Raw genomic sequence first — 15,245 nt, forward strand, 5'->3', positions numbered from 1 at the left:
TCTTTACAGTTCTTGAATCGGAAGGGTGCTAGGCCATGAAACACAACAAGAAAATATTCGGACTTGCCGGGGCTGGGATGATCACGCTGATGCTGTCGACCCAGGCGCTGGCCCATGGCGATGTCACGCCACAGGCGGTCGACACCGCGGGCCTCGAGTCGCTGGGCGAGGAGTGGCTGGATCAGAACCCCTACGGTGAAGATCACGAAAAGTATGCGCTGGCTGTCGAAATCGGCGAGTCGGCCTACAACCAGAACTGCGCCCGCTGCCACGGTCTGGAAGGCGTTTCGGGCGGCATCGCACCGGATCTGCGCTTCCTCGAGCCCGGCATCGACGGCGACGAGTGGTACCAGTACCGCGTGGTCAACGGGGCGGTGCGCGACGGCCGCGTTTACATGCCGAAGATGGCGGAGCACCTGAGCCAGGAAGCCCTCTGGGCGATCCGCGCCTGGCTGGAGACCAAGTATGTGGAGCAATAGCCTCCACCGCTGCGCGCTGTCGGCAGCAGGCCTACTCTGGGTCTGGCTGCTGGCACTGCCGGTCCAGGCCCGCTATTACGACGATGTGATCGCCAGCGGCTATATCCGCATCGGACTCTACCGGGACTTTCCGCCCTATTCCTGGCTCCAGGACGGTGAGCCGAGGGGCATCGATGTCGAGATCGGCAAGCGCATCGCCGAAGGGCTCGGGGTGCGATTCGAGCCGCACTGGATCACGCCGGACGAGAATCTCGACGACGATCTGCGCAACAACGTCTGGAAGGGCCACTATCTCGACAAGAACGAAGATCAGCCGCTGGCGCCCAAGCAGCTGGCCGATGTGATGATGCGGGTACCCTACGACCGCGAGTATGCCTTCAAGCGCGATTCCACCGGCGAGATCGTCAACGAGCAGGTGGTGATGTTCGGCGCCTACCAGCGCGAACGCTGGCAGGTGGCCTACAACAGCGAGCGCATCGACAGCGTCTCGACCGTCGCGGTGTTCCAGTACCACCCGATCGGCGTCGAGATCGACAGTCTGCCGGACTTCTACCTGACCTCTGCCTTCCAGGGGCGGATGCGCGACAAGACGCGTCATTATGCCAATGTCCGCGAAGCCTTTGCCGCGATGCAGCGGGGCGAGGTCGATGCGGTGATGGGGATGCGCGCCGAAATAGACTGGCTGCTCGACGAGGCGAAGGATCCGCGTTTTCGCCGCGGCGAAAACGGCTTTCCGATGATGGGCCGTCAGACCTGGGATCTGGGCATGGCGATCAAGCACAGCCACCGGCAGCTCGGCTACGCGGTCGAGGAGGTGGTTGACGGTCTGATTCGCGGTGGCGGCATGGGGCAACTCTACGCCGCTCAGGGCCTGGGCTACGAACTGCCGGGCCTGTACCAGGATGTCGTTCAGTGACGAGCCGGAGAAGGGGAGGGAATCATGAACCGACACTGTCTGCGCTGGCTCGGCGCCGCGCTGTTGAGTCTCGGCTGCGGGGCGCTTCAGGGCGCGACCGGGACGCCCGACCCGCTGGGCTCGCCGATGTGGGATTACCTGCGCGAGCGCTTTCTTGGCGCCGATCCCTATCGTTTCGATACGCGGATAAGGGTCGAGGTACCCCCTTTGCCGAAGACCCGACCCAGGTGCCGGTGAGTATCGACGCCACCGGACTGGGTGAACCGGTCGAGCGGATTCTGATCTGGGCCGATCTCAATCCCATCCAGCATATAGCCACCCTCTATCCACATGACGGCCGGGTTGTGCCGAGGCTGTCGCTGCGTATCAAGGTGCAGCAGGCCACGGCGGTGCGGGCCGCAGTACTGAGTGCCGGCACCGGCATCTGGGCGGTGCCTTCCTCGATGCGTCCGGTGGCGGTTGCACGGTGCCGAGCCAGGCCGCGACGAGCCCCTACTGGGAGAGCCATCTGGGCGAGATGCAGGCGCGCCGCTTCGAAGCCCAAGCCTCGCCGGCCACTTCTGCCCGGTTCAAGTTTCGGGTGATCCACCCGATGGATACCGGGCTGGTCGAGGGCATTCCCGAGTTCTACATCGAACAGGCCCTGTTGCGGGATCCCGACGGCAATACGCTGTTGCGCCTGGAGCTGTCGCCGCCGGTCAGCGAGAACCCGGTGCTGAGTTTCGATACACGGGGTCTCGGCAGCCTGAGCCTCTGGATGCGGGACAACAACGGCAACGAGTTCGAAACGGCGGTGCAGGAGGGGCCCTGAGATGCAGATGCTGTGGCTGTTACTGATGGTGCCGGTCTGGATGACGATGCCGCAAGCCCAGGCCGGCCGGTTCGACTACGGACTCGAGCCGCGGCAGATCGCGCCCGATACCTGGCTGGTCGAGGGGCGACGGGAGTCCTTTTCCCGTGACAATGGCGGCCATATCGTCAATGTCGCCTTTATCGTCACCGAAGCGGGGGTAGTGCTGTTCGACAGCGGGCCTTCGCGCCGCTTCGGCGAGCAGTTGCGCGCGGCCATTGCCGGCGTGACCGATCGGCCGGTGGTGCATGTCTTCAACAGCCACGCCCATCCCGATCATTTCCTCGGCAACCAGGCCTTTGCCGATGCGACGATCTGGGCGCTGCCCGGTACCGCGCAACAGATCGCGCGCGACGGCGACGGCCTGGCGGAGAACCTCTACGGTCTGGTCGGCGACTGGATGCGCGGTACCGAAGCGATGCCGCCTGCCCGCACGCTCGAGCAGGAGCGGTTCGAGGTGGGCGGTCACCGCTTGCGCTTCCTCGCGTTCAAGGGGCATACCGGCGCCGATCTGGTGATGCTGGACGAGGCCACCGGCGTGCTCTTTGCGGCAGACATGGTGTTCCATCAACGCGCACTGACGACGCCGCAGACGCCGGGCCTGGCGCTCTGGCGCGACGAGCTGTCACAGCTGGCGGCGCTCGATTATCGTTGGCTGGTACCGGGACATGGCCCGGTCGACGAGGGCGGCAGGGCGATCGACCAGACCCGCGATTACCTGGACTGGCTTGACCACACACTGCGGCGGTCGGCCGATGCCGGCCTGACGATGACCGAGGTGATGGCCCTGCCGATCGATAACCGCTTCGATTCCATCCGGCTGACCCGTTACGAATTCGCCCGCACGGTGGCACACCTCTATCCGCGTTACGAGCAGCAGGCGTTCCATTAGTACTGTGCCCTGGCGACTCGGTCGCAGGATACCGCAGCGCACAGCAACCGCCATGGACGGCGGTAGGCCGCCCCGTGGGAAGCCTGGCATTGCAGGAGCAAATGCCAGCGAAGCGCACCGAATAACGGTGCTTGCCTCCGGCCTGCGCCTTCGACCTGCAAGGTAAATATTGTTCCGCCACCGATTCGAGAGAGCGTTATGAATCCCGACAGTCTCAACCGGGTGCCGAGTCTGGCCCCCGGTATTCGGCTCTATTTCGACGACCAGCCGCGGCGCTGGGTGATCAAGGCGCCGCAGCAGGTGGTCTTTCTCGATCCGCTGTCGCTGGAGGTGCTGCGTGCCTGTGACGGGGTGCGCAACCTGGCCCAGATCGCGGTGCGCATGGAGAGCTGCGCCGAGGTTCCCCGCCGGGACTGGTTGGATGTCGTCTGCGATATCGTGCGTCATTTCGAGGGCCGGGGAATGCTGCGTTGCCTGCCCGGGGAGCCGGACCGGCGCCTCCCGGTCGAAGCGGGTCGTACTACCAAGGCACTATGAATCCGCTACCGGGGATCAATTGTTGCGATCAAGGCAAGACTGAAGAATTGACGACAGATTCGGGAGTTTTTCCCGGTCGGCTAATAAGAACGAATCCGTGAAGGAGACTGCGATGAAGAGAATTGGCCGTATCCCGGGCTTTGCCGTGACCACCCTGGTCGCCGCGATGGCCCTGTCCGGTCCGTCCCAGGCCGGTGTGACCGATCAGGATATTCTGAACGACCAGGCGACCACCGAGGATGTCGTCAGCAACGGTCTGGGCCTGCGCGGCCAGCGCTACAGCCCGCTGACCAAGGTGAACGGCGATACCGTGCAGGAACTGCGTCCGGTCTGGGCCTTCTCCTTCGGCGGCGAGAAGCAGCGTGGCCAGGAGTCCCAGCCGATGGTCAAGGACGGCGTGATGTACGTCACCGCCTCCTATTCCCGCGTGTTTGCCATCGATGTCGCCACCGGCGACGAACTCTGGGAATACAATGCCCGCCTGCCGGACGGCATCATGCCCTGCTGCGACGTCATCAACCGCGGTGTCGCCCTCTACGACGACCTGGTGATCTTCGGTACCCTCGATGCCAAGCTGGTGGCCCTGGACAAGGACAGCGGCAAGGTGGTCTGGAAGAAGACCATCGAGGACTACAAGGCCGGCTACTCGATTTCCGCCGCGCCGATCGTGGTCAACGGCAAGGTGATTACCGGCGTCTCCGGCGGCGAGTTCGGCATCGTCGGCAAGGTCGAGGCCTATGACGCCAAGACCGGCGATATCCTCTGGTCGCGTCCGACCGTCGAAGGCCATATGGGTTATGTCTGGAAGGACGGCAAGAAGACCGAAGCCGGCATCTCCGGCGGCCAGCCCGGCCAGACCTGGCCCGGCGATCTGTGGAAGAGCGGCGGCGCGGCGACCTGGCTCGGCGGCACCTACGATCCGGACACCAACCTGCTGTTCTTTGGTACCGGCAACCCGGCGCCCTGGAACTCCCACATGCGCCCGGGCGACAACCTGTTCTCGTCGTCCCGTCTGGCCATCAATCCCGATAATGGCGAGATCGTCTGGCACTTCCAGACCACGCCACACGACGGCTGGGATTTCGACGGCGTCAACGAACTGATCTCGTTCGACTACGAGGACGGGGGCAAGACCGTCAAGGCCGCCGCCAGCGCGGACCGCAACGGTTTCTTCTACGTGCTCAACCGTGAAAACGGCGATTTCATCCGCGGCTTCCCGTTCGTCGACAAGATCACCTGGGCCGAGGGCCTGGACGACAAGGGGCGTCCGATCCTGATCGAAGCGGGGCGTCCGGGAAATCCGGCCGATGCGAAAGAGGGCAACAAGGGTCAGTCGGTGTTCTCGGCGCCGTCCTTCCTCGGCGGCAAGAACTGGATGCCGATGGCCTACAGCCAGGATACCGGGCTCTTCTATGTGCCGTCGAACGAGTGGGCGATGGATATCTGGAACGAGCCGGTCTCCTACAAGAAGGGCGCCGCCTACCTGGGCGCCGGCTTTACCATCAAGCCGCTGAACGAGGACTATATCGGCGTGCTGCGCGCCATGGATCCGAAGACCGGCAAGGAGGTCTGGCGTTACGAGAACTATGCGCCGCTCTGGGGCGGCGTACTGGCGACCAAGGGCGGCCTGGTCTTCACCGGTACCCCGGAGGGCTACCTGATGGCGTTCGACGCCAAAACCGGCGAACAGAAGTACAAGTTCAACACCGGCTCCGGGATCGTCGGCTCGCCGATCACCTGGGAACAGGACGGTGAGCAGTATGTCTCGGTCGTCTCCGGCTGGGGCGGTGCGGTACCGCTCTGGGGCGGCGAAGTCGCCAAGCGCGTCAAGCACCTGAACCAGGGCGGCACCGTCTGGACCTTCAAGCTGCCGAAATCGGCCGAAGTCGCCAGCCGCTAATCGCCGAACCACTCTGCCAAGGCCGCCGGGAAACCCGCGGCCTTTCTTTATGGGTGACGCGTGACGGGATACGCGGGACGCGTTAAAGCGAAAAGAGGCGGTGCGGTTCGTGCTGCGAACTCACCGCACCCTATAGGGCTTGCCAGCGAATGGCCGCCGCGGTACCTGTGGCAGGCATCAGGCTTCTCCGCGTGCTATCTTTGGCTCCGGGAAAAGGAGACAGCCTTCAAGGAGGAAAGCATGAGAGTACGCCGTTCTGCAGATCGATCACCGCTGTACCGGGGGACGGGACTGATGGTGCTGACGCTGGCGATCGCCGGCTGCAGTGGCCATCCGGTCGGCATCGACGAAGCCTACCGCCATGCGGTGCAGGACGCCGCGATCGTCGAGGCGTCGGAGATCGCGACGGACCTGGTCGCCATCCGGCGGGACAATCCCGGGCTGGTGTGGAACGATGCCGGCGACAGGATCCTGGTCACGACCTGGAAATCGCGGCAGGCCTACGAGCAGTTCATCCAGCCGAACACCAGCACCCCGGACAATCCGGATTACGCTATCTGGGTCACGACAGTGCCGCAGGTCCGGGCGTTCTGCGCCGGGTTGGCCTCGAGCGATCCGCAGGCACTGGATCTGCGACTCAAGCAATACCTGGGGCTGGATCCTCACTGGCACTACGACCTCTTCGTCGAACTCTGGGTCGACCCGGCGCGGCTGTTACGGCCCTGTGTCGATCCGCAGACGGACGACCAGAGCTGCTAGCTGCATTTCGCCGACGATACGCCGAGTGTCGACAACATCGCGAACTATCGCGACTTCTATCGCAACCTCTATTACAGGAGCTTCCGGGCCAGCGACGGCGTCCCCTGGACCGGCCTCGGCTATACCTACGACTGGGGCAATGCGACGAGCAATGTCGGTGCCAGCGAGTTCATCCTGACGCCGGAGACGCCCTATGAAATCCACTCGGCGACGCCGACGGCGGCGTATTGCGCCGGCTGATTCGGGTTGTCCGGGGAGGCATTCTCACCGCACCGCTATGATCCGTCTCCCGCTCAGCCGTGCCAGCTCAGGTTGAGGGCGCGGTCGGCGACCAGCCGCACGTCCTCGTCCTGGTGGGTCACCAGCAGCAGGGTCTTGTGGTCCTCGCGGGCGGTCTGTCGGGTCCAGCGGGCGGCGGTCTCCCGGGTCTCGGGGTCGAGTTCTGCGAAGGGTTCGTCCAGTAGCACGATCGGCTCCGGGCGCAGCAGGGTGCGGATCAGGGCGACACGCTGGCGCTGGCCGCCGGACAGTTCGCCCGGCCTGCGCGCCAGAAGGGTGGCGACGCCGAGCCGTTCGCAGGCGTTCAGGAGGCGATCTTCCGGGATCCGATCGCCAAAACCCAGGCGCAGGTTGTCGTGGACGCTCAGGTGCTCGAACAGGTTATGGTCCTGGAACAGCATGCTGACCGGCCGGCGTTCGGCGGGCTGTCCGAGCAGCGAGCGGCGCTGCCAGCGGATATCGCCGGCCAGGGGCTCTTCGAAGCCCGCGATCGCATCGAGCAGTGTCGTCTTGCCGACACCGCTGCGGCCCTGGATCGCCAGGATCTCGCCGGCATCGACCTGCAGCCGGTAGTGCAGCCGGGCGCCGTCACGCATCACGTCCAGGTCGTCTATTTCAAGCATGCTCGCGTCCCCGTTCAAACAGCCGCACCACCAGTGCGCAGATCAGCAACAGCAGCAGCGAGGCGACCGAGGCCTCGGCAATGCGGTAAGTGCCGGCATAGCCGTAGATCAGCCAGGGCAGGGTGGTCCAGTCGGCGGTGCCGAATATCGAAAAGATCGCCACGTCGCCCATCGCCAGCAGCATGACCAGTGCAAAGGCAGACAGGCAGGCGCTGCGGATAAAGGGCCATTCGATGACCAGACGCTGCCAGGGCGCGAGCTTGAGCGAGCGGCCGAGACGGTCGTACTGGCGGTCGAACTGCAGCAGTCGCGGTTTCAGCTGCTGGACCGCGAACGGGATCACGACCGCCATGTTCAGCAGCAGTACCAGCAGCATGCCGTAGCGATCCAGGTCCAGTCTCGGCAGCAGCAGGATATAGAGTCCGACCGACAGCACCAGTGCCGGGGCCACCAGCGCGTGGGTCGAGAGCCATTCCAACACCATCGAGCGCCGGGTCTGTCCGGCCAGGCGTGCCGCGCGCACCGGCGCCAGCATCAGATAGGCCGACAGCAGGGCGCCGAGGCCCGAGAACAGGCCCAGACCCAGGGTCACCAGGGCCGGGCGCAGAATCGAGCGCCAGTCGAACCGCGCCAGGTCGGTCTCGAGCAGGCCCGGCAGCAACGCCAGGATCGGCAGCAGCAGCGCGAGCCAGGCGGCACCGTAGACCAGCCGGTGGAACGGCAGCATCCTGGTGGCTCTCGGTGTCCAGCGCCGCGCGGCGGTGTCGACACCGAGCCAGTGGCTGCCGCCCAGGCGCGTCAGCAGCAGGAAGAGGCTGCCGGCGATCAGCAACTGGGCCCAGGCCAGGGTCAACGCCTCGGGGATGTTGAAGTCGTACTTGAGTGCCTGGTAGATCGCCACTTCCAGGGTCGTGGCCCGCGGGCCGCCGCCGAGTGCCAGTACCACGGCGAAGCTGTTGAAACAGAGCACGAACACGAAACCGAACAGCTGCAGCAGACTGGCCTGCAGCGCCGGCCATTCGATCGAATGCAGCCGTTGCCACGGGGTCAGCTTCAGCTGCGCGGCCAGCTTCCAGCTGCTGTCGGGGATATGCTGCAGTGCCAGCAGCAGTACTCGTACCGCGAACGGCAGGTTGAGGTAGACGTGGGCGATTAGGATGCCGTTGAGTCCATAGAGGTTCCAGTCGCTCCCGAGCAGCGGGGTGATCAGTCCGCTGCGCCCCATCAGTGCGACCAGGCCGGTAATCAGCACCAGCGTCGGCATCACGAAGCAGAGAATGCAGAGGTTCAGAAAGCTGCGCCGCAGCGGCAGGCCCGGGCAGTAGTGCAGCGCCCGGGCGATGGGCCAGGCCAGCAGCAGCGACAGCAGGGCGCTGAGTACCGCCTGCTTGATCGAGAACCGCAGCACAGAATAGAAGTAGGGATCGGCAAGGAGTTCGCGGTCCAGACCGCCGCGATCGAAGCCGATCAGACCATAGAAGGCCAGGGCCGTGAGCAGCAGGCTCAGAGCCAGGGCGAGCTTGCCGCCGAACCGGATCATTTACCGGGTGCTGGCGCTACGCCACTCCCGGATCCAGTCGCGCCGTTCGGCCGCCATCTGCTGCGGCGTGAAGCCGATGCGCGTCGGCCGGATCAGGTCGCCGAACACCTGCGGCAGCTGTACGCCATGGATCACCGGCAGCATCCAGTTGGTGACCGGGATGATCTGCTGGGCTTCGGGCGAGATCAGAAACGCCAGGAAGCTTTGCGCCAGTTCCGGGTTCCGGCTGGTGCGGGTGACGGCCGCCAGTTCGATCTGAGCAACGTGGCCTTCGCTGAATTCGGCGGCGCGGTAGCGGGTCTTCTGCTCGGCGACGACATGGTAGGCCGGCGAGGTGCTGTAGCTCAGCACGTAATCGGCATCGCCCTCGAGAAACAGGCTGTAGGCTTCCCACCAGCCCTTGGTCACCGTCACCGTATGGCCGGCCAGTTGCTGCCAGGCGTCTGCGGCCTTGTCGCCGTAGACCGCCTTGACCCACATCATCAGTCCCTGTCCCGGGGTGCTGGTACGGGGGTCCTGATAGATCACCGAAGCGTCCGATGCGATCAGCGCCTGCAGCGAGGTGACCGGTTCCTCGACCCTTGTGCTGTCGTAGACGAAGGCGAAATAGCCGTAGTCGAACGGCAGAAAGCTGTTGTCGGACCAGTCCAGTTCCGGTCGCAGCCCGGAGGTGTCGACGCCATGGGGCCGGATCAGGCCGGTCGCGCGGGTTTCCTCCATCAGACCGTCGTCGATGCCGAGAATGACGTCGGCCTTGTTGCCCTCGCCCTCGATGCGCAGCCGGTTGAGGATGCTGACGCCGTCCTCGACCGCGACGAATTCCAGATCGCAGCCGCAGTGCTGCTCGAACGCCTGCTCGAGCTGCGGTCCCGGGCCCCATTCGGAGACGAACGAATCGTAGGTGTAAACCCTGAGGTCGGCGGCGCCGGCCAGGGTGCTCAGTGTCAGCGCACAGCAGAACGTCAGGACAGTTTTCATCGTGTTCCTTCGAATCGGGGCAGACGGCTCCCGCTGCGGGCGTTACACTGCGCGCACCGGGGGCCTCGGGGAGGCCGGATTTTAACCCAGCTGTCACGCCTAACGGAACCGCCCGCCATGCCAAGCGACATTTTTACCGCCGTTCACCGGTTTCTCGATGCCGAATACGACTGGCAGCCGCTCGGATGCGGCAGCAGCAACCGTCTCTATCGTGCCGATGCCGCCGGTCAGACACTGGTGTTGCGTGTCAATGCGCCGCCAGGGCTGGCACAGGGCGTCGATCGCCGGCGCGAGGCGCAGTTGCTGGCACGTCTCGCAGGCCAGGTCTGGGCGCCGGTTGTACACCATTGCGACCCGGACGCCGGCTGGCTGCTGATGGACTGGCATGGCGAAACCCCGGCGCGGCCGCTGGCGGCACCGCTGAAGCGCCAACTGATGCAGGCGGTGGCCGACTGGCAGCAGCTCGAGATCGATGAAGGCCTGGCCATCGATTACCGTCAGCTGTTCGATCACTACCGCCGCCAGTTGCTCGGTCTGCCGATGTCGAAGGCGCTGCTGCAACTGATCGAGCGGCTGGAGCAGGGCCATGAGGCGTTGCCGAAGCTGCCCCTGACGCTGACTCACCACGATCTTCACCACGCCAACCTCTGTGCACAGGATGGCCGGCTGGTGATCGTCGACTGGGAGTACGGCGCCCCCGGCTCGCCCTGGTTCGACGCCGCGGCGCTAGTACGGGAGTTCGGCGTGACGCCGCGGGACGTCGCCAGACTGCCGGCCTTCGCCGAGCTCGGTCACCAGCCGCTGGAAAGGGGCTGGCCCGGGCCGGCTGGATGATCGATGCCCTTGATTGCCTCTGGTTCTGGGCGCGGGGTCTCGCGGGCACAGACCGCAGCATGGCCGACCTGATGCGCGATACCGTCCGGCTGTTGAAGGTATCGGAATCATAAGGTCCGTAACGCGAAGCGCGTAACGCCCAAGCCATCAGCCGCGCGTCCATGGTCTACACTCATTCGATCGTGAGCCACCAACCGGGAGGAAACGGAATGTCCGATACATTCGAAGGCGTCGGGAAGTGCCTGTGCGGAGCCGTGCAGGTCCATGCCAGGGTGTCAGCCACAATGTCGGTACCTGCCATTGCAGTATGTGCCGCAAATGGGGCGGAGGCCCGTTGCTGGCGGTTGAGTGCGGGACCGACGTCCGGTTCGAGGGCGAGGACAATATCGCGGTCTATGCGTCGTCCGACTGGGCCGAACGGGGCTTCTGCAAGACCTGCGGCACCCATCTGTTTTACCGCCTGAAGGGCAGCGGCGAATACGCGATGCCGGCAGGTCTGTTCGACAATGGCGACTTCATGCTGAAGAGCCAGATTTTTATCGACGAGAAGCCCGGGTTTTACAGCTTCGCCGAGCAGACCCGCAATATGACCGGCGCCGAAGTCTTCGCCGAATATGGGCCGCCGCCGGAGTAGTGGCCGCGCATAATGCAGGTCTTCCTGATTCACGGCATGGGCCGCACGCCGCTGTCGATGCTCTGGCTGCGACACCGGCTGCGTGCTGACGGCCACCGGGTGGCCCTGTTCGGCTATTCGCCCACCTTCGAGAGCCTCGACCGTGTCACCGGCCGGCTGCTGCACCGTCTTCGCAAGTTGTCCCCGGCTGAACCCTATGCGCTGGTGGGCCACTCCCTCGGCACGGTGATCATCCGCAATGCCCTCGATGAACTCGGGGCCCATCCGCCGGCGGCCTGCTTCTTTATCGCGCCGCCGCTGACCGCTAGTCGCGCCGCCCGCTTTTTCTGCCGTTTCCGGCTCTACCGGCTACTGACCGGCGACATGGGCCAGCGCCTGGCCGACGATGCCTTCATGAACCGGTTGCCCCTGCCGCAGCACCTGAGAATCTACGCCGGTACATCCGGCCCGCGCCGTGCCTGGCTGCCGTTCGGCGATGAGCCCAACGATGGCCTGGTGACCCTGGCCGAAGCCAGCGGCGACAACGGCAGCCATGTAATGGAGGTGGACGCGATGCATACCTTTATCATGAACGCGAACGCGGTGATCGCCGATATCCGCGAGCAGCTGCGTTTGCTGGAAACCGGCCGCTGATCCGCAGACTGTTGCCGGCTTAACAGCGCGCCCCGCTGGGGCACTGCTGCAGGCTCCTTTCCACCTGCAGCGTGGCATGGTCGATATCGAAGCGCTGATGCAGCATCTCGCTGGCCGCGCGGATCAGCTTGTCGTGATCGTCGCCATCGGGCCTCACCAGGTGGGCCATCAGGGCGGTTTCGGTGGTGCTCAGGCCCCAGATATGCAGATCGTGTACCGCCGCCACCCCCGGCAGTTCGCCAAGCGCCTGCTTCACCGCCAGCGCATCGATCCCCTCCGGCACGGCGTCGACCGCCAGGTTGAGCGAGTCCTTCAGCAGCGACCAGGTGCTGATCATGATCACCGCTGCGATGACCAGGCTGACAACGGGATCGATCCAGTAGGCGCCGGTATAGAGCATCGCAACACCGGCAATGACGACGCCGAGGGAAACGGCCGCATCCGCCGCCATATGCAAAAAGGCGCCCTGGATGTTGAGGTCACGCCTGCGGTCGGTCATGAACAGCAGCATGGTGGCGGTATTGACCGCAATGCCGATGGCGGCGACGACAATCACGGTCATGCCCGCCACCGGCGCCGGCTCGTCGAAGCGCCGCACCGCTTCCCAGGCGATGCCGCCGATGGCGATCAGCAGCACGATGGCGTTGATCAGCGCGGCGAGGATCGTGGATTTTTTCAAACCGAAGGTGCGTTTGTGGGTCATCTGCTGCCGGGCCAGATAGCTGGCACCCCAGGCCAGCAGCAGTCCCAGCACATCGCTGAGATTGTGACCCGCATCCGCCAGCAGTGCCAGCGAGTCCGCGGCGAGGCCATAGACCGCCTCGATCAGGACAAAGAGACTGTTGAGTCCGACACCGATCGCAAAGGCGCGGTTGTAGTCGGCGGGGCCTTGGTGGTGTTCGTGGCCATGTGCATGTCCGTGGGAAGACGCCATCCTGAAGCTCCGCTGCATCGGTGACGCCGCCGGAGTCGAGGGTAGAACCGAATCCAGTGGCCGCTTCACCATCATAGCAGCCAGGCAGCCGGTCACCGTTTGGGCCGGCTACGGACGTTACCCCATCGACTCAGGGGTTCGGATGCCAGCCGGCATCGGCCCAGAGTTCGCCGCTGATGGCGGAGTTCGAGACCATGAAGCAGATCGCGTCGGCGATTTCGGCCGGACGGATCAGGCGTCCGAGCTGGGTATCGGGCAGCACATGCTTTTCGATGTACTCCTCGCCCAGGGCCCGGACCATCGGCGTATCGGTGAAACCCGGATGGATGACGCCGCAGCGCACTCCGTAGAAGATCGCTTCCTTCATCAGGGTCGCGGCGGCCCCCTCGAGGCCGGCCTTGGTCGCGGCATAGGAGATCTGCCCCTTGTTGCCCTGGGACGAAACCGACCCGATGAAGACCACGGCGCCCTGAACGCCTTCGTCGGCGTTCCACTTCTTAAGCCCCCTGCGAAACGGTCTTCGGCGATGCGGGCGACCATTTCCAGCGACCAGTAGACCGGCGCGATGAGATTGACGTCGATCACCAGCTGGAATCTTTCCTGTTCGTAGATCTGCGCCTTGCCGGTGGCCTTGTCGAGGCGCACGGCGAGGTCGTCGCGGGTGATGCCCGCCGCCGGAATGCAGATGCTGACGAGCCCGAATCTGTCCCGTGCCGCGTCGAACACCTCTTGGCGGAATGCCGGGTCGGTGACGTTGCCCCGAAACGCAAAGGCGACGTCCCGACCCAGTTCGGCATTGACCTGGTCGGCGTTGGTCTCGACCTGGTCGGTCAGGTCGACCATCAGGATGGCCTTGCATCCGCGCCTGGCCAGTTCTAGTGCAGTTGCGTAACCGATACCGCTGGCGGCGCCGGTGATAACGGCGACCTTGTCTCTGATTTCCACGACCATGCCTCCTTTGGATGCGTTGCAGAACCTCTATCAGGGTAGTCGCATATTTTTGCGCTGCAAAAAAAATTGGTGTTCGAGCCGGGCCGGAAAGGATTCCGGGCCGGCGGCCAAATACCGTCCGAGAGGTCTAGACTTAACAGGGAATCGAAATCAGCCTCAGGGGAGGTGTCGAGATGAGCGACAAGAAAGCGACGTTGAAGGTGGAGGGGCTCGACGAGACCATCGAGCTGCCGGTTTACTCCGGCACCGAGGGGCCGGACGTCATCGATGTGCGCGCGCTGAGCGGCAAGGGGCTTTTTACCTATGACCCCGGCTTCGTCTCCACCGCCGCCTGCGAATCGAAGATAACCTACATCGACGGCGAAAAGGGCATCCTGCTCTACAGGGGCTATCCGATCGAGCAGCTGGCGGAAAAATCCGATTATCTCGAGGTCTGCTATCTGCTGCTCAACGGCGAGCTGCCGGACCCCGGGCAGAAGCGGAAGTTCGTCGATATCGTCACGAATCACACCATGGTTCACGAGCAGATCAGTTACTTCTTCCGCGGGTTCCGCCGCGATGCCCACCCGATGGCGATCATGGTGGCCTGCGTCGGTGCGCTGTCCGCGTTCTATCACGACTCCCTGGACATCAACGATGCCCACCACCGCGAAGTCTGCGCCTATCGTCTGATCGCCAAGATGCCGACGCTGGCGGCGATGTGCTACAAGTACTCGATCGGCCAGCCGTTCATGTATCCGCGCAACGACCTTGGTTATGCCGAGAACTTCCTGCGCATGATGTTCGGCACGCCCTGCGAGGAATACCGGCCGAGCCCGGTGCTGGCCCGGGCGATGGACCTGATCTTCCTGCTGCACGCCGACCACGAGCAGAACGCCTCGACCTCGACCGTGCGGCTGGCCGGCTCCTCCGGCGCCAACCCCTTCGCCTGTATCGCCTCCGGTATCGCGGCCCTCTGGGGACCGGCCCACGGCGGTGCCAACGAAGCGGTACTGGCGATGCTGCAGGAGATCGGCGACGAGTCACACATTCCCGAATTCATCGAACGCGCCAAGGACCCGGACGATCCGTTCCGGCTGATGGGCTTCGGGCATCGCGTCTATCACAACTTCGATCCGCGCGCGAAGGTGATGAAGGCGTCCTGCGACCAGGTGCTGTCGGAGCTCGGCATCGACAACGAGCCACTGCTGCAGATCGCCAAGCAGCTGGAGCAGATCGCGCTCCAGGACGACTACTTCGTGAAGCGAAAGCTGTATCCGAACGTCGACTTCTACTCCGGCATCATCATGAAGGCGATCGGCATTCCCACCAGCATGTTCACCGTGATCTTCGCGCTGTCGCGGACCATCGGCTGGATCTCGCACTGGAACGAATTTCACAGCAGCCCGAACCGTATCGGCCGCCCGCGACAGCTCTATACCGGCGAGAAACAACGCGATTACCCGGCGTAGGGCGGGTCGACAGTTGCAAGTGGACAGTTAACCGCCGGCGCCCCGACCGGGGCGA

19 protein-coding genes are annotated in these 15,245 nt (G+C 64.4%); 13 read left to right on the forward strand and 6 right to left on the reverse strand.

The annotated features are described in order from the left end of the window. Window positions 1–35: 35 nt before the first annotated feature. The 9 genes from pedF (at window position 36) to ACFQDL_RS24950 (ending at window position 6,333) form a co-directional block, all read left to right on the forward strand. Complete coding sequence (gene pedF / locus ACFQDL_RS24910; RefSeq protein WP_379911369.1) at window positions 36–479, forward strand: cytochrome c-550 PedF; 444 nt, start codon at window positions 36–38, stop codon at window positions 477–479. Next, entirely contained in the window at window positions 466–1,395 is a 930-nt protein-coding gene (locus ACFQDL_RS24915; protein ID WP_379911370.1) for a substrate-binding periplasmic protein, read from the forward strand. The genes pedF and ACFQDL_RS24915 overlap by 14 nt, the downstream gene beginning before the upstream one ends. 24 nt (window positions 1,396–1,419) lie before the next feature. Next, window positions 1,420–1,632: a hypothetical protein gene (locus ACFQDL_RS24920; protein WP_379911371.1), complete on the forward strand. Its 213-nt coding sequence runs from the start codon at window positions 1,420–1,422 to the stop codon at window positions 1,630–1,632. Continuing rightward, complete coding sequence (locus tag ACFQDL_RS24925) at window positions 1,629–1,979, forward strand: thiosulfate oxidation carrier protein SoxY (protein ID WP_379911372.1); 351 nt, start codon at window positions 1,629–1,631, stop codon at window positions 1,977–1,979. Before ACFQDL_RS24920 ends, ACFQDL_RS24925 begins: the two co-directional genes overlap by 4 nt. Further along, window positions 1,862–2,206 (forward strand): thiosulfate oxidation carrier complex protein SoxZ, encoded by a 345-nt coding sequence (locus tag ACFQDL_RS24930; RefSeq protein ID WP_379911373.1) that lies wholly within the window; start codon window positions 1,862–1,864, stop codon window positions 2,204–2,206. Before ACFQDL_RS24925 ends, ACFQDL_RS24930 begins: the two co-directional genes overlap by 118 nt. Window position 2,207: 1 nt before the next feature. Further along, window positions 2,208–3,137 carry a quinoprotein relay system zinc metallohydrolase 1 gene (locus ACFQDL_RS24935; RefSeq protein ID WP_379911374.1) on the forward strand — a complete coding sequence of 310 codons (930 nt, stop codon included), beginning with the start codon at window positions 2,208–2,210 and terminating at the stop codon, window positions 3,135–3,137. Window positions 3,138–3,335: 198 nt separating this feature from the next. Then, window positions 3,336–3,674 carry a hypothetical protein gene (locus tag ACFQDL_RS24940; protein ID WP_379911375.1) on the forward strand — a complete coding sequence of 113 codons (339 nt, stop codon included), beginning with the start codon at window positions 3,336–3,338 and terminating at the stop codon, window positions 3,672–3,674. Window positions 3,675–3,786: 112 nt separating this feature from the next. Next, a complete protein-coding gene (locus ACFQDL_RS24945) occupies window positions 3,787–5,574 on the forward strand; it encodes a PQQ-dependent methanol/ethanol family dehydrogenase (protein WP_379911376.1) in 1,788 nt (595 codons plus the stop codon). 240 nt (window positions 5,575–5,814) lie between these two features. Beyond that, the gene (locus ACFQDL_RS24950) at window positions 5,815–6,333 is read left to right on the forward strand and encodes a hypothetical protein (protein WP_379911377.1); all 519 of its coding nucleotides are present in this window, start codon (window positions 5,815–5,817) and stop codon (window positions 6,331–6,333) included. A 293-nt stretch (window positions 6,334–6,626) separates the two neighbouring features. On the opposite strand, the gene ACFQDL_RS24955 is transcribed toward ACFQDL_RS24950, so the two are convergent. From ACFQDL_RS24955 to thiB, 3 genes are read right to left on the reverse strand one after another with little or no spacing between them, the layout of a single operon-like run. Continuing rightward, window positions 6,627–7,235: an ATP-binding cassette domain-containing protein gene (locus ACFQDL_RS24955; RefSeq protein WP_379911378.1), complete on the reverse strand. Its 609-nt coding sequence runs from the start codon at window positions 7,233–7,235 to the stop codon at window positions 6,627–6,629. After that, entirely contained in the window at window positions 7,228–8,775 is a 1,548-nt protein-coding gene (locus tag ACFQDL_RS24960) for an ABC transporter permease subunit (RefSeq protein WP_379911379.1), read from the reverse strand. The genes ACFQDL_RS24955 and ACFQDL_RS24960 overlap by 8 nt, the downstream gene beginning before the upstream one ends. Continuing rightward, on the reverse strand, window positions 8,776–9,753 hold the full coding sequence (gene thiB / locus ACFQDL_RS24965; protein WP_379911380.1) for a thiamine ABC transporter substrate binding subunit: 978 nt from the start codon (window positions 9,751–9,753) through the stop codon (window positions 8,776–8,778). It abuts the gene before it with no gap. A gap of 117 nt (window positions 9,754–9,870) precedes the next feature. Here thiB and ACFQDL_RS24970 point away from each other — a divergent pair, with 117 nt between their 5' ends. From ACFQDL_RS24970 to ACFQDL_RS24980, 3 genes are all read left to right on the forward strand, one after another. Next, entirely contained in the window at window positions 9,871–10,587 is a 717-nt protein-coding gene (locus ACFQDL_RS24970) for a phosphotransferase (RefSeq protein ID WP_379911381.1), read from the forward strand. 334 nt (window positions 10,588–10,921) lie between these two features. Beyond that, window positions 10,922–11,221 carry a GFA family protein gene (locus ACFQDL_RS24975; protein WP_379911382.1) on the forward strand — a complete coding sequence of 100 codons (300 nt, stop codon included), beginning with the start codon at window positions 10,922–10,924 and terminating at the stop codon, window positions 11,219–11,221. A gap of 12 nt (window positions 11,222–11,233) precedes the next feature. Next, complete coding sequence (locus tag ACFQDL_RS24980; RefSeq protein WP_379911383.1) at window positions 11,234–11,854, forward strand: esterase/lipase family protein; 621 nt, start codon at window positions 11,234–11,236, stop codon at window positions 11,852–11,854. 19 nt (window positions 11,855–11,873) lie between these two features. Here the strand turns inward: ACFQDL_RS24980 and ACFQDL_RS24985 are convergent, their stop codons facing one another. The 3 genes from ACFQDL_RS24985 to ACFQDL_RS24995 form a co-directional block, all read right to left on the reverse strand. Next, window positions 11,874–12,788: a cation diffusion facilitator family transporter gene (locus ACFQDL_RS24985; protein WP_379911384.1), complete on the reverse strand. Its 915-nt coding sequence runs from the start codon at window positions 12,786–12,788 to the stop codon at window positions 11,874–11,876. A 130-nt stretch (window positions 12,789–12,918) separates the two neighbouring features. Further along, a complete protein-coding gene (locus ACFQDL_RS24990; RefSeq protein WP_379911385.1) occupies window positions 12,919–13,251 on the reverse strand; it encodes an SDR family oxidoreductase in 333 nt (110 codons plus the stop codon). Then, window positions 13,155–13,733, reverse strand: coding sequence for an SDR family NAD(P)-dependent oxidoreductase (locus ACFQDL_RS24995; RefSeq protein WP_379911386.1), 579 nt, complete (start codon window positions 13,731–13,733; stop codon window positions 13,155–13,157). Before ACFQDL_RS24995 ends, ACFQDL_RS24990 begins: the two co-directional genes overlap by 97 nt. 179 nt (window positions 13,734–13,912) lie before the next feature. On the opposite strand from ACFQDL_RS24995, the gene gltA reads away from it, so the two are divergent. Continuing rightward, window positions 13,913–15,190, forward strand: a complete 1,278-nt coding sequence (gltA, locus tag ACFQDL_RS25000; protein ID WP_379911387.1) for a citrate synthase — start codon at window positions 13,913–13,915, stop codon at window positions 15,188–15,190. The last annotated feature ends 55 nt before the right edge of the window (window positions 15,191–15,245 follow it).

The sequence above is a fragment of the Marinobacterium aestuariivivens genome, from assembly GCF_042661465.1.
GTDB classification, from domain to species: Bacteria; Pseudomonadota; Gammaproteobacteria; order Pseudomonadales; family Balneatricaceae; genus Marinobacterium_A; species Marinobacterium_A aestuariivivens.